General features: G+C 71.3%; 10 protein-coding genes and 1 pseudogene. 7 read left to right on the forward strand and 4 right to left on the reverse strand.

What is annotated here, in order from left to right; translation table 11 throughout:
• Nucleotides 1-40 precede the first annotated feature (40 nt).
• The 6 genes and pseudogenes from ACIA8L_RS01895 to folE all read left to right on the forward strand — a co-directional run.
• Nucleotides 41-1,081, forward strand: a pseudogene (locus ACIA8L_RS01895) (zinc-dependent metalloprotease); the annotation flags it as partial.
• A 1,012-nt stretch (nucleotides 1,082-2,093) separates the two neighbouring features.
• Nucleotides 2,094-2,981, forward strand: a complete 888-nt coding sequence (tilS, locus tag ACIA8L_RS01900) for a tRNA lysidine(34) synthetase TilS (RefSeq protein WP_395901665.1) — start codon at nucleotides 2,094-2,096, stop codon at nucleotides 2,979-2,981.
• Between the two features lie 287 nt (nucleotides 2,982-3,268).
• A complete protein-coding gene (locus tag ACIA8L_RS01905; protein ID WP_395899417.1) occupies nucleotides 3,269-4,828 on the forward strand; it encodes a gamma-glutamyltransferase family protein in 1,560 nt (519 codons plus the stop codon).
• Between the two features lie 82 nt (nucleotides 4,829-4,910).
• The gene (hpt, locus tag ACIA8L_RS01910; RefSeq protein WP_395899419.1) at nucleotides 4,911-5,486 is read left to right on the forward strand and encodes a hypoxanthine phosphoribosyltransferase; all 576 of its coding nucleotides are present in this window, start codon (nucleotides 4,911-4,913) and stop codon (nucleotides 5,484-5,486) included.
• Nucleotides 5,487-5,944: 458 nt separating this feature from the next.
• A complete protein-coding gene (gene ftsH / locus ACIA8L_RS01915) occupies nucleotides 5,945-7,945 on the forward strand; it encodes an ATP-dependent zinc metalloprotease FtsH (RefSeq protein WP_395899421.1) in 2,001 nt (666 codons plus the stop codon).
• Nucleotides 7,946-8,010: 65 nt separating this feature from the next.
• Nucleotides 8,011-8,637, forward strand: coding sequence for a GTP cyclohydrolase I FolE (gene folE / locus ACIA8L_RS01920; protein ID WP_395901667.1), 627 nt, complete (start codon nucleotides 8,011-8,013; stop codon nucleotides 8,635-8,637).
• Nucleotides 8,638-8,692: 55 nt separating this feature from the next.
• On the opposite strand, the gene ACIA8L_RS01925 is transcribed toward folE, so the two are convergent.
• Nucleotides 8,693-10,675, reverse strand: a complete 1,983-nt coding sequence (locus ACIA8L_RS01925) for a hypothetical protein (protein WP_395899423.1) — start codon at nucleotides 10,673-10,675, stop codon at nucleotides 8,693-8,695.
• Between the two features lie 165 nt (nucleotides 10,676-10,840).
• On the opposite strand from ACIA8L_RS01925, the gene ACIA8L_RS01930 reads away from it, so the two are divergent.
• Nucleotides 10,841-11,479, forward strand: a complete 639-nt coding sequence (locus ACIA8L_RS01930) for a hypothetical protein (protein WP_395899425.1) — start codon at nucleotides 10,841-10,843, stop codon at nucleotides 11,477-11,479.
• Nucleotides 11,480-11,482: 3 nt separating this feature from the next.
• On the opposite strand, the gene ACIA8L_RS01935 is transcribed toward ACIA8L_RS01930, so the two are convergent.
• From ACIA8L_RS01935 to ACIA8L_RS01945, 3 genes are read right to left on the reverse strand one after another with little or no spacing between them, the layout of a single operon-like run.
• Nucleotides 11,483-12,097, reverse strand: coding sequence for a hypothetical protein (locus ACIA8L_RS01935; protein WP_395899427.1), 615 nt, complete (start codon nucleotides 12,095-12,097; stop codon nucleotides 11,483-11,485).
• A complete protein-coding gene (locus tag ACIA8L_RS01940) occupies nucleotides 12,094-13,230 on the reverse strand; it encodes a M23 family metallopeptidase (protein ID WP_395899429.1) in 1,137 nt (378 codons plus the stop codon). Before ACIA8L_RS01940 ends, ACIA8L_RS01935 begins: the two co-directional genes overlap by 4 nt.
• On the reverse strand, nucleotides 13,227-13,769 hold the full coding sequence (locus tag ACIA8L_RS01945) for a hypothetical protein (RefSeq protein ID WP_395899431.1): 543 nt from the start codon (nucleotides 13,767-13,769) through the stop codon (nucleotides 13,227-13,229). The genes ACIA8L_RS01940 and ACIA8L_RS01945 overlap by 4 nt, the downstream gene beginning before the upstream one ends.
• Between the last annotated feature and the right edge of the window lies 1 nt (nucleotide 13,770).

The raw sequence follows: 13,770 nt of genomic DNA on the forward strand, positions 1-13,770 counted from the left end.
ACCTCCAGCGACGGTGGCCGCGCGCGGGTACCTTTGGTTCATGGCGCAGTTCGTCGATTGGGATCTGGCCGCAGCAACCGCCGCGGCGCTGGGCAAGAGCGGCCCCGCGGTGTCGTACGAGGAGGCGGCGGAAGCCGTCACGGACCTGCGTGGCCTCGCCGACGAGGCTACGGGACACGTTTCGGAGTTCACCGGCCTCAAGGCCATGATCCAGGGCCCGGAGGTCCGCGTCGTCGACCGTCGCGACTGGGCCGCCACCAACATCGCCGGGCTGCGTGAGGTCATCCAGCCGCTGGCCGAGCGGCTCGCGGGCGGCAAGCCCCCGGGTGCGATCGTCGGGGCCATCGGCTCGCGGTTCACGGGCGTGCAGGCGGGGACGGTGCTCGCCTACCTGTCGGGCAAGGTCCTCGGGCAATACGAGGTCTTCTCGGCCGACCCGGGCCAGCTCCTGCTGGTCGCGCCCAACATCGTCGAGGCCGAGCGGAAGCTGGGCGCCGACTCCCGCGACTTCCGCCTGTGGGTCTGCCTGCACGAGGTCACCCACCGCGTCCAGTTCACGGCCGTGCCGTGGATGCGGGGCTACTTCCTCGGCGAGGTCGGCGCCTTCGTCGACGCGTCGCAGCTCAACCAGGACCAGCTCGCCGAGCGGGTCCGCCGCGGCATCACCGCCATGGCCGACATCGTGCGCGACCCCGACAGCCGCGTCTCCGTGCTCGACCTGGTCCAGACGCCGGGGCAGAAGGCCGTCCTCGACCGCCTGACCGCGCTGATGACCGTCCTGGAGGGCCACGCCGAGTTCGTGATGGACGGCGTCGGCCCCGAGGTCATCCCGAGCGTCGAGGAGATCCGCGGCAAGTTCAACCGCCGCCGCGAGGCCGGCAACCCGCTCGACCGCGTGCTGCGCAAGCTCCTCGGCGTCGATGTGAAAATGCGGCAATACGCCGAGGGTCGCAAGTTCGTCCACGCCGTCGTCGAACGCGTCGGCATGCAGAGCTTCAACCGGATCTGGCAGTCACCGCTGACCATCCCGCGCCTCAACGAGCTCTCCGACCCCGACGCCTGGATCGTCCGCGTCCTCGGTGCGAGCGCCCTCGCCCGCGCGGCCACGGTGGTCCCGCCGCCGGCTCCGGCCGCCCCGCCGCACGTCTCGGAGCCGCCGGCCCCGGTCGCGACCGTGCCCGAGCCGGTGGACGAGTCGCCGGCGGAAGCGGGCGTCGCGGCGGCGACCGCGGTGGCGGGCCTGGTGGCGGAGGAGTCCACGGTTGCTGTTGCTCCCTCGTCGGTACCGCATGAGCCGGTCACTGCCGCACCGCACCCGGAGGACGACTCGGCGCCGGTCGCCGTCGTTCCCGAGCCGGTGGACGCGGCGCCGGTGGAGGCCGGCGTGGCCGAGCCGACCGAGGTGGCCGGGCTGACGGTCGAAGAGATCGCGGCCACTGAGCCGGTCGCTGCCGGTGTCGTCGACGATGAGCCGGCCGAGATCGAGCCGGGGGCCGCCGCGGTGAACGCTCCGGAGCCGATCGGGGCGTTTGAGCCCGGTGAGGCGATGGGGGTCGCTGAGCGTTCGGCGGATGCGGACACCGCTGGGGCGGCTGGGCTCATTGACGGGTCGGCTTCCGATCTGGACGGGGAGCCGGAGGCGGTCGGTGACTTTTCGCCGTCGGTGGCGGACTCCGATCTGGCGGCGGCCGCCGCGGAGACGACCGGTGCCGCCTCGCCGTCCAACCTGGATGCGGCTTCGGCTGCGGACGCGGGTGCGGCGACGGACTCGGACGATCGTCGCTCCTCCAGCAGCGCGGCCGCTGACGGCCAGGGGCCGGCTCGGCCTGTCGGGAGCGGCTGATCGCGTGGCTGCGCTGGCGCCGGCGGTGGCCGCGGTACGGAACGCGGTGCGGCGCAGCCTGAACGGCTCGTTGCGGGTGGCGGGGGACTGCGGCTCGGAGCGTGATGGTGAGTTGGCTCCGGGCTCCCGGCCGGCGGCGTCCGCGGAACTGCCGCGGGCCCCGGAGCCGGCCTCGGCGAAGGCCGGCCAGGGTGCTGCGTCGCCGGTCGGGAGTTCGGCTTCGGGGAGTGGGGTATCCGCCGGGGACACGGTGCTGGTCGCCTGCTCGGGTGGGGCGGACTCGCTCGCGCTGGCGGTGGCGGCGTTGTTCGTGGCGCGGCGGATGGGAGTTCGCTGCGGGCTGGTGACCGTGGACCACGGGCTGCAGGACGGGTCCGGGGATCGGGCGGCCGAGCTCGGGGACTGGGCGGTGGGCCAGGGGTTTGCGCCGGTGCAGGTGCGCACCGTGCGCGTCGGGGCGGCGGGAGGACCCGAGGCGGCGGCCCGGGCGGCCCGATACGCGGCGCTCGAGGCGGCGGCCGCTGAACATCGGGCCGCGATGGTGCTGCTCGGGCACACCCGGGACGATCAGGCCGAGACGGTGCTGCTGGCGCTGGCCCGCGGGTCGGGGCCGCGGGGGCTGGCCGGGATGCCGGAGCGGCGGGTGCGCAACGGGGTGGTGTTCGTCCGGCCGCTGCTCGACATCGGGCGGGCCGAGACCCGGGCCGCCTGCGCGGCCGACGGGCTGACCGTGTGGGAGGACCCGCACAACGTCGACGACTCCTACGCGCGGGCTCGGGTTCGGCCCCTCGTCGCGGCGCTCGGGCCGGGAGTGGTGGACAACCTGGCGCGTACCGCTCGGCTGGTCGCGGCCGACTCCGAATATCTGGATCGGCTGGCCGCTGACGCCCTCGACAAGGCGCTCAGCGATGGTGGCGGGCTGTCGGTGGTGGAACTGGGGCGGATGGCGGCGGCGATCCGTACACGCGTGCTGCACGCCTGGGCGCTGCGGCTCGGCGTGCCGGGGACGGATCTTGCGCTGCGGCACGTTGATGCGCTTGATGCGCTGATCGTTCGGTGGCATGGGCAGGGCGCTGTGGCCCTTCCTGGGGGGATCTCGGTGGGGCGCGCGGACGGGCGGCTGCAGGGCGGTCGCTGAAGACCGAGCCGCCCGCGACCCGCCTGACGTGGCCCGGTTGCCGTCGGTCGCCGTCGCCGCGTCGCTTGGCCTCGCCTCCGCGCCGCGCCGTGTGGGAGGCGCGTCGCGGTCGTGTGCCGGCCCCGGCTGGTTCGCGGGTTGTCAGCACGGTTCGGCCGGCCGCCGTCGTTGTCGTCAACGCGACGCCGCCGTTGGACCCGCGGGTTGTGGTGCGGGGGTGGTTCTCGTGGTCGATCGGTGGTCCACTGCCAACTGGCGGTCGGGGACTTGTGGTGGAGGGCGGGCACATGGGGTACCAAATCCGACGCTCTTCGGTCTTTGCTCCTCGCGGAGTGGTGGCGACCAGCCAGCAGCTTGCGGCCGGGGCCGGGCTGGCGATCTTGCGGCGGGGTGGGAATGCGGTGGATGCGGCCATTGCGGCGGCCGTCGCGCTCACCGTGGTGCAGCCCGGGTCGAATGACATCGGCGGGGATCTCTTCGCGCTGGTCTGGGACGGGGAGCGGCTGCATGGGCTGAACGCGTCCGGGCGGTCGCCGGGGCTGCTGCGGCGGGAGCTGGTGCTCGAGCAGGCGTCGGGAGCCATGCCCGATCGGGGGTGGCTGTCGGTCACCGTGCCGGGGGCGCCGGGTGGGTGGCGGGATCTGCATGCGCGGTTCGGGTCGCTGCCGTTCGCCGAGTTGTTCGCCGACGCGATCCTGTACGCCGAGCACGGTTACCCGGTGTCGCCGCGTACTGCCGACGCGTGGCGGGTGGCGGCCGAGCGGGTGTATCCGGGGCTCGTGGGGGCGGAGTTCGCGGAGTGGCAGCGGGTGTTCACGTTCGGTGGGCGGGCGCCGCGGGCCGGGGAGCGGTGGGCGAACCCGGAGGCGGCACGGACGTTGCGTCGCATCGCCGGTACCGAAAGTGACGACTTCTATCGCGGGGAGACGGCGGCCGCCATGGTCGCGCACGCCGAGCGGACCGGCGGGCTGCTGCGGGCTGACGACCTGGCCGGCCACGCGTCCGAGTGGGTGGAGCCGATCTCCGTGGCGTACCGGGGGCACGAGGTCTGGGAACTGCCACCCAACGGGCAGGGGATCGCGGCGCTCATCGCGCTCGGTGTGCTCGACGGCTACGAAGCGTCCTCGCTGCACGAGCAGATCGAGGCGATGAAGCTCGGGTTCGCGGACGCGCACGCGTTCGTCGCCGATCCCGACGTCGGCGGGCCGGTCCTGGAACTGCTCGAACCCGGGTACCTGCGGGGGCGGCGGGCGCTGATCGGGGAGCGGGCCGGGCAGTACGGGGCGGGGCAGCCGCAGCGGGGCGGAACCGTGTATTTGTGTACGGCCGATGCCGCGGGGCGGATGGTGAGCCTCATCCAGTCGAACTACATGGGGTTCGGGTCGTTCGTGGTGCCGCCGGGGACCGGGTTCGGGCTGCAGGACCGGGGCGCCGGGTTTGAGCTGACCGCGGGTCACCCGAACGTGGTCGGGCCGGGGAAGCGGCCGTACCACACGATCATTCCGGCTTTTCTGACCAGAGATGGCGCACCGGTCGGGCCGTTCGGGGTGATGGGCGGGCACATGCAGCCCCAGGGGCACGTCCAGGTGGTGCTTTCCACGGTGGACGCGCGGCTGGATCCGCAGGCGGCGCTGGATCGGCCGCGGTGGTACTGGGATCGGGGCTTCGAGGTGACGCTCGAGCCCGAACTGGCCGGCTCCGTCGACGAGCTGCGACGGCGCGGTCACTCGGTGTCGGTGGCGGCCTCGCCGGACGTGTTCGGAATGGGACAGGCGATCTGGCGGACTACGGACGGTTACGTGGCCGGCTCGGAACCCCGCGCGGACGGCTGCGCGGCCGGGTATTAAGCCCGGATTAAGCCGCGAGACCAGGCTCTCACCAGGGCGACCCCCCGTCGAACCGGCCTCGCCGATAGTGCAGGCTTGTCGCATGGCCGACGGCACCACCTGGCATTCGTCCGACATCGACCACGTGATCGTCAGCGAGGAGCAGATCCGCGACAAGACCGCGGAGCTCGCCAAGCAGGTTGCGGCCGACTTCGCCGACGCCGAGTCGGTGCTGCTCGTGGGCGTGCTCAAGGGCGCGGTCATGTTCATGGCGGACTTCGCGCGGGCGCTCGGGCGGGTCGGACCCCCCGTCGAGCTCGAGTTCATGGCCGTGTCGTCCTACGGGCAGGGCACGACCTCGTCCGGGGTCGTGCGGATCCTCAAGGACCTGGACCGCGACATCGCCGGGCGGCACGTGATCGTCGTCGAGGACATCGTGGACTCCGGGCTGACGCTGTCCTGGCTGCTCAAGTACCTCGAGAGCCGGTCCGCGGCCCGCGTCGACGTGGTGGCGCTGCTCCGCAAGCCCGACGCGCTGAAGGTCAACATCCCGGTGCGATATGTCGGGTTCGACATCCCCAGCGAGTTCGTGGTCGGATACGGTCTCGACTACGCCGAGCGCTACCGTGACCTGCCGTTCGTCGGGGTGCTGAAGCCTTCGGTGTACGGGCGCGGCTGAGCGGTCCCGACCCGCCATGGTGTGGGTCTGAGGCCGGGTCGCCACGGGCGCGGCTGAGCGGTGCCGGCCCGCTGTCGTGCGGGTCTGAGCCGGGTCGCCGCAGGCGCGGCTGAGCGGTGCCGGCCCGCTGTCGTGCGGGTCTGAGCCGGGTCGCCGCAGGCGCGGCTGAGCGGTGCCGGCCCGCCACCGTGCGGTTCTGAGGCCGGGTTGCCGCGGGCGCGCCGCCGCCCGGCGGTCGCTCTCAGGTGAACTTTCCTGAGAGTCTGCTGAGAGCCCTTCCTCCTCGGCCCACGCCGATCCGCGACTGTCGGTGCCACGGTGTACCGTCAAATGGTCGCAAGCGTCAACTGAGCCCATACCTTGGCGGCGCTTTCGGCACCGCACCGGAATAGTGGGTCCGGTGTGGTCGACGGCCTTACGGATGGAGGGGCCGGGCGCCGAGTGCGTCCGACGACAACATGGAACGTACCCGTTTGTTCCGCCGGCCGGTGGTCTGGATCCTTCTGGTGATCATCGGTGCCATCGTGCTCAGTTCCTTCTTCACGTCCGGCCCGAGCTACACCAAGGCGGACACGTCTCTGGTGCTCGACCAGCTTCGCAGCGGCAACGCGAGCAAGGCCGTGATCAAGGACAAGGAGCAGACGCTCAACCTCGATCTGAAGTCGAAGATCAAGGTCAAGGGCCAGGAGACCAACAAGATCCAGGGTCAGTTCTCCTCGCAGAGCGCCGACGAGCTGCAGACCGAGCTGAGCAACCTGAAGGCGCAGGAGAAGCTCGGCGACTACGACGTCAACGTCACCCAGGACAACATCTTCATCAGCCTGCTGATCAACCTGCTGCCGATCGCGGTGCTGGTGGTCCTCCTGCTGCTGTTCATGTCGCAGATGCAGGGCGGCGGCTCCCGGGTGCTCAACTTCGGCAAGTCCAAGGCGAAGCTCATCTCCAAGGACACCCCGAAGACGACGTTCGCCGACGTGGCCGGCTCGGACGAGGCCGTCGAGGAGCTGCACGAGATCAAGGACTTCCTGCAGGCCCCGGCCAAATACCAGGCGCTCGGCGCGAAGATCCCGAAGGGCGTGCTGCTCTACGGGCCGCCCGGAACCGGTAAGACGCTGCTCGCGCGGGCGGTCGCCGGCGAGGCGGGCGTGCCGTTCTACTCGATCTCCGGCTCGGACTTCGTCGAGATGTTCGTCGGTGTCGGTGCCTCCCGCGTCCGTGACCTGTTCGAGCAGGCCAAGGCCAACGCGCCGGCCATCGTGTTCGTCGACGAGATCGACGCCGTCGGCCGTCACCGCGGTGCCGGCATGGGCGGCGGCCACGACGAGCGCGAGCAGACGCTCAACCAGCTGCTCGTCGAGATGGACGGCTTCGACACCAAGGGCGGCGTGATCCTGATCGCGGCGACCAACCGGCCCGACATCCTCGACCCGGCCCTGCTGCGCCCCGGCCGCTTCGACCGGCAGATCGCCGTCGACCGGCCCGACATGGAGGGCCGCAAGGCGATCCTGCGGGTGCACGCCAAGGGCAAGCCGTTCACGCCCGACGTCGACCTCGACTCGGTCGCCCGCCGCACGCCCGGCTTCACCGGTGCCGACCTGGCCAACGTGATCAACGAGTCGGCGCTGCTGGCCGCCCGTAACGACAAGCGGGCCATCACCAACGACTACCTCGAAGAGGCCATCGACCGGGTCATCGCCGGCCCGGAGCGGCGCACCCGCGTGATGAGCGAGCACGAGAAGAAGGTCACCGCATATCACGAGGGCGGTCACGCGCTCGTCGCCTGGGCGCTGCCCCACTCAGCGCCGGTGCACAAGGTGACCATCCTGTCCCGCGGCCGCTCGCTGGGGCACACGCTGGTCCTGCCCACCGAGGACAAGTACACGCAGACCCGCTCCGAGATGATCGACACCCTGGCCTACGCGCTGGGCGGTCGGGCCGCCGAGGAGCTGGTCTTCCACGAGCCGACCACCGGTGCCGGCAACGACATCGAGAAGGCGACCGCGCTCGCCCGGTCGATGATCACGGAGTACGGCATGAGCGCCAAGCTGGGGGCCGTGAAGTACGGCACCGGCGACGGCGAGCCGTTCCTGGGCCGCACGATGGGCCACGAGCGGGACTACTCCGAGAAGGTCGCGGCCGAGATCGACGGCGAGATGCGGGGCCTGATCGAGGTCGCGCACGACGAGGCGTGGGAGATCCTGGTCGAATACCGTGACGTCCTCGACAACATCGTCGAGGAGCTCATGGAGAAGGAGACCATCACCCAGGCCGACATGACCCGCATCTGCGCCCGCGTGGTCAAGCGGGCCCCGATGGCGCCCTTCAACGGCAACGGCCGGCGCCGGCGCGCGACCGGCGAGAACGGGGCCAACGGCTCCGAGGTCGGGCAGCCGAGCGGCTTCGGTGGGGACGACCACGTCCGCATCGGCGGCGGCGATACCCCGGACGGCACACACTGAGCGAGTTCAGCGGCACCGAGCCCGACACCGATGAGAACGGTGCCGGGCTCGTTGCCGAACGGGAGCTGGACCACGTCGCGGCCCGGCTGGTCAGCGGCAAGCTCGGCGGCGTCGAGGTCGAGCGCAACGTCGACCTGAAGCGCATCGAGGCCGCGGTCCGCGAGATCCTCGTGGCGATCGGCGAGGACCCCGACCGCGACGGCCTGCGCAAGACGCCGGCCCGGGTCGCCCGCGCCTACGCCGAGCTGTTCGCCGGCCTGCGGGTCGACCCTTCCCAGGTGCTCAAGACGACCTTCGAGGCCGACCACGAGGAGCTCGTGCTCGTGCGGGACATCGAGGTGCAGTCGATGTGTGAGCACCACCTGCTGCCGTTCCACGGGGTCGCGCACATCGGCTACATCCCCGGCACCGACGGCCGCATCACCGGCCTGTCGAAGCTGGCCCGGCTGGTCGAGGTGTACGCGCGGCGCCCGCAGGTCCAGGAGCGCCTGACGTCACAGATCGCCGACCTGCTCATGAGCCAGCTGACGCCGCGCGGCGCCATCGTCGTGATCGAGTGTGAGCACATGTGCATGTCGATGCGCGGCATTCAGAAGGGCGGCTCCCGCACGATCACTTCGGCGGTGCGCGGCATCCTTCGCGACGACGCCAAGACCCGTTCCGAGGCCATGGCGTTGATCATCCATAGTTAGATTTCGCATTGGTACTCCCTGTGGCCGGTTCGGTCGCAGGGAGTTTTCTCTTTGACTACAAGAACAGGATCACGCCGCCGAACACGAGGACGGGGACCAGCGCGAGGAGGCTGATCACCATGCCCAGCGCCGGTGTGCGGGACGTCGACTTGCGGGTCATCGCGCCGATCGTGAGCCAGCCGAGGCCGAACGAGAGGGCCGGCAGTACCAAAGCGCAGGGAAGTGCCAGCAGGCCCGCTCCGGTCAGCCGTTCACTCGCGAGCAGCGCGGGAATCTGCACGATCGCGGCCAGCAACGCGAACGCGAAGTAGACGCCGGCGTTGACCCAGACCCGTCGATTGGACGCCGCCTGCCGCCCGGGCGCCGCGAGCTCCGCCTCAGAGCGCTTCAGACCGGCGGCGGACATGCGCAGGGCCGTAGCGACCCGGCCCGGTATCGACTCCGGCACGGGCATGCCGAGGGGGCTTACGACACCGGTTCCGACGATGCCGCCCGGGCCGGAGACGGGGACGCCGCTGATCGGGACCCGGGGGATCGATCCGGTGTGCTGCGTGGGCGGTGCGCTGCGCGGGGCCACGAGGGGATAGCCACCGGTCGCGGGCGCCCGCGGAGCACCGGCCACGGCGGGCGTGCCCGGCATGGCCGACGTCGGCACCCCCGACACCGGCGGCACGCTCATCGGCGGCCGCGGCGGCGCACTCACCGGGGTGGTCAGGATGCGCTGCCCCTGCGGCCAGGCCCCCGAGCCGCCCATGAGCGCGGCCGACGGCGGCGGAGGCGGGGCCATCGGGGCGCCGCGGCGCGGATCGACCGGCTGCCCGGCCCCCGTGAGCGCGGCGTGGGCGGCCTGCACCTCCGGCCACGCCGGTCGCAGCTCCAGCGGGCGCCCGCCGGCCTCCCCGGCCACCTCGGTCAGGTAGGCCTCGTGGTGGGCGAGCTTGGCCCGGATCGCGACCAGGTCCTGCTGCGCCGCCTTCAGCGCCGACTTGTGCTCGGCCACGACCGCGATCACCTCACGCCGGACGGCGTCGAGGCGCTGCCCGGCCGCCACGTACTCCAGCCAGGCCGTCCGGCTGGCCTCGCCGACCGGGGCCGGCGGCGCCGTCCAGGGCCCGCTCAGCTGGGCGCAGACGCGGCGGACGAGCTCGAGGGGCGGGTCGGGGTCTAGGTAGACGGGCGCGTTGAGCCGGCTGGGCCCGGTGCCGGTCCCGGAGAACGTGGTCCCGGGCGGATCGCCGACCCAGGCGTGCGGGTTGCGGATCGCGATCTGCGTGGCGTGCGGCAACGGCGCCTGCGTGGTCTCCTGCGTCAACGGCGGCGGCGGCCAGCCCGCCGCGATCAGGTGCAGCCGCCCGGCCGGCCCGGCGTGGGCCAGCTGGGCGATCCGGGCCAGGTCGCGCCCCTCGGTGAGCTCCGGCAACGAGGCGATGACCAGCAACAGCGTCGGCGACGGCGTCGGCCCGTCACTTCGCGCCGCCAGCCATCGCTCACCTTCGTCCAGTACCCCCCGAAGCGTTTGAATGTCTGTAGCGGGCGGCGGCATGATCGAATCGATGCCGGTAAACCATCCGAATGTCGCCCCGTCGACAACCGCATCGACCGTGCGGATGCGCACCGACCCCGGCGGCGACGACGCCAGCAGCCGCAGCACCAGGCTCCGCAGCAGCCCCGCCACCCGCGGATCCCGGGCGTCGGCGTCGATCGCGATGTGCCCGGCCCGCAGCAGCGGCACAATCACCGGAAACCTCGCGTCGTCCAACGGATGCGCCTGCCCGACCCGCACGAACGTCGGCGGCAACGGCCCCCCGAGCGGCGTGGCCGGCGCCATCGCGTCCAGCTGCGCCCCGAGCCACCCCGGCGCCAGCATCGCCGCATTGGCCCGCAGGCTCGCGGCCAGGTCATGCTGCTCGGCGTACTGCTCGGCGGGGGCGGCGTTGGGAGAGTACTTCTCGAGGATCGGCCCGGCGGCGGCGATCAGCGCAGCGGTGTGCCGATGCTGCGCAGCCGCTCGCTCGATCCGTGCCCGCAGGCGTGCCACCGTGCCCCTTCCGATCCAAGCAGATGCGGGAACGGTAACGCAGACGGCCATTCTCGTCAGCAGGCACACTGGGGCTCGCGCATCGTGCCTGCTCGCGGGGCTGCCCCCGGATCCTCCCGGCGCGGGATGGTGCCGCTCGGGCGCTCGGCCGCTAGCCTTTGGGGCGTGGACCCATCGATTCCTCACGAGCCGGGCGTGGACCAGGGGCGGTCGATACCGCGGTCACGGTCGGGCGGCGAGGGCGAGGTCCTCGAGGGCGAAATCATCGACAAGGACGCCCCGTTGGGACGCCCCCGACCGGGACCGCCTCCGCCGCCTCCTCCTGCCGCGAAGGACCCGAAACAACGCAAACGCACCCGGCGCACGGTTTTGTGGACGCTGTTGGGCATCGCAGTACTCATCTCGATCACCGGCGTGGTGTCCGGCTACGTCTACTACGACAAGGCCACAAAGCCGAACACAGATACGCCAGATGGAGCGCTTGAAGGGTTCCTTGACGCGCGTTTCAACGGAGCCCGTCCGGAACGTGTTCAGCAATTAGTCTGCAGGTCCCCGAACCTCGGCGAGTTCGATGAGCTGGTCAGCGTGTTGAATGCGAGCAAATCCCAGCCTGACGAGGCGATCGAGGCCCATGCGTCCGCGCTCGATTTCAAGTATCCGTCGGAAGACAGGGCCGAGATCGAGACCGACCTTGCCCTGACCTCTGGACCACAAAACCATGCGAACTTTGCTAAAGAACGCTGGCGTTTTGACCTGGTGCATGAGGACGGATGGCGGGTTTGTGGCGCGCACCGTCTGAACTGAAGACTATTCCGCCCAGAGCAGGTGGATAGGAACCTCTAGCGTTTTCGGGGGCTGGCCGCTCCACGCCCACCGGTACCATTCCAGCTCGCGGCAAACCCGGATGCAGATGTCGCCCTCGGCGCTGTTGTAGGCCTCGGTGACGGCGCGTAGGTCACGCTGATCGCGGCCGGTCTTGTCTTCAGGGCCGGGCACCCGGACGACCCGTAGGCCGGTGATCGCTTTGACGTCGCGGGCCGGTCGTGGCGGCCGCCCTGGCGGTGCGTCGAGCGACACGAGCGTGAGGTCCGCTGGCGCCGTGACCGTGCTTGAAACTCGTTCGACCCATACCCGCTCCAGGGGCACCAGCGGGGCGAACACCTCGGTCTGCTCGGACTCGGCGCGATACCACTCCTGCTCTGGTAACGCCGGCACGTAGGTGCGGCTGGCCTGGACGACCACGTTGTCGATGCGGATGTCGGCCCGCCAGCCCAGCCCGGGGACGCCGACGACGGCGCGGCGGCCGCGGAGGTCGCGCAATGACGAGGCGGTGACCATTTCGATGCCGGCCGGTGTTCTCGCCGAATCGCCGGCCAGCAGGTCCCAGTCGGGAAAGTCGGAGTCGCCGGGTAAGTCGGTCACGGCTTCATTCCCAGAGGTGCGCCCATGCGCTGCATGAACGGCACCGGGTCGATCGCCCCGTTGCTGCTCGGATCGCTGTTGAGATGGACCTCGAAATGCACGTGCGGGCCGGAGGAGTGGCCGGTTGTGCCGGTGAACCCGATCTCCTGCCCCGGCGCGACGTGCTGACCGACGACGACGCTGGGCTGCTTCACCATGTGGCAGTATCGCGTGAGGTACCCGTTCGCGTGCTGAATCTCCACGTACCAGCCGCAGCCGAGCACCGAGGGCGAGCCGTCGCGCCAGCAGCCCCAGTCGGTGCCGTTGGCCAGGTGGGCCTGGCAGCGCGCCTTGACCACGATGCCGGCGGCGGCGGCGCGGATCGGGGTACCGCGCTGGACGATGAGGTCGACACCCTGGTGGGTGGGGCGGTCGGCGGTGCGGAAGCCCGAGCCGACCTCGCCGCCAACCGGGGCCGTCCAGCCCGACGCCGCGATCTGCTCGCCGCTGACGCACTGGAAGTCGGGCTTGCCGGCGGCCGCCCGCGCGGCACCGCCGGTCAGTGAGTTGACGACCGTGCTCGCGAGCTGCTCGTGCTTGGCGTACGCGTCCGGGTACGCGCTGCGCTGTACCTCCTGCGCGGCCTGGGTGAGGCTCATCCGCTCCCAGCCGGAAATCGTCACCAGCTTTTCGTAGAACTTCCGCGCGGCGTACTGCGGGTCCATGATCTGCTCCGGCGTGCCCCACCCGGTACTCGGCCGCTGCTGGAACAGGCCGAGCGAGTCGTGGTCGTTGCGCTCGCCGAGATTCGGCAGGTTGTGCAGGCTGGACTCCTGCATGGCGGTGGCGACCGCGATCACCCATCCCCGTGGCGGTACCTTCAGGTCCTGCCCGACCCGCACGATAACCGCGGCGTTGCGGACCTGCTCCTCCGAGAGTTCACGGTGGCTCGGCAGGCCGGCGGCGGCATTGACGAGCTGGCCGTTGCCGCACCCGGTGTCGTAAGTCTGGGTGTTGCGCTTCGCGTCGAAGAAGAACGCCACCGCGGCGCCCGCGCAGCACACCAGTAGCAGCGCCGAGCACACCACGGCCAGCAGCGCGGGGCCGATGAACCTGCGCTTCCTCGGCTCGTCGAAATCGCCGCTGTCGCTCACGCCGTCTCCCAGTCCAGCGAGGTGACCTGCCAGCGCCCGCCCGTGACCTGCAGCCCGAGCACGATCGTCCCGCCCTCCGCTGGGATCCGGGCCACGGTCGTCGCACCGTTGGCCTGCAGCTGCGCAGGCCCGGTGATGGTCGCCGTCGGCACGTCGGCGGGATCGGTGTGGGCGAGTGATGCCATCAGGTCCGTCGAGGCGTCCGGTTTGAGCCCGGCCCGCCACTGATCCCCGGTGACCCCTGGTTTGCGCAGCCACGCGTTGGCGAACCGAGTTGCCACGGTCGCCGCGTCGGCGGCTCCCTTGCTCGGCGACGGCCCGGGCGCGACCGACTCGTCGACCCCGTCGTCCCCGAGCGAGCTGTAGGGATCAGCCGAGGTCGGCACCGGCTCCACGGTCGGCCCGACCGCGTTGCTGGCGGAATCCCCGCGCCCGTTGTCGAATACGGTCCGCCCGAGCGTGACGATCACGAGCACGACCACGATCAGAACCAACGCAATGCCGTACCGCGTCCCGAGCAACCGCAGGACCGTCCGCATC

The sequence above is a fragment of the Dactylosporangium sp. NPDC051541 genome, assembly GCF_044454505.1.
GTDB lineage: Bacteria > Actinomycetota > Actinomycetes > Mycobacteriales > Micromonosporaceae > Dactylosporangium.

Coding starts and splice junctions, on each gene's coding strand:
- hpt (WP_395899419.1), top strand. CDS start 4,911: ATGGCCGACGGCACCACCTGGCATTCGTCCGACATCGACCACGTGATC.
- ftsH (WP_395899421.1), top strand. CDS start 5,945: ATGGAACGTACCCGTTTGTTCCGCCGGCCGGTGGTCTGGATCCTTCTG.
- ACIA8L_RS01945 (WP_395899431.1), bottom strand. CDS start 13,769: ATGCGGACGGTCCTGCGGTTGCTCGGGACGCGGTACGGCATTGCGTTG.
- ACIA8L_RS01905 (WP_395899417.1), top strand. CDS start 3,269: ATGGGGTACCAAATCCGACGCTCTTCGGTCTTTGCTCCTCGCGGAGTG.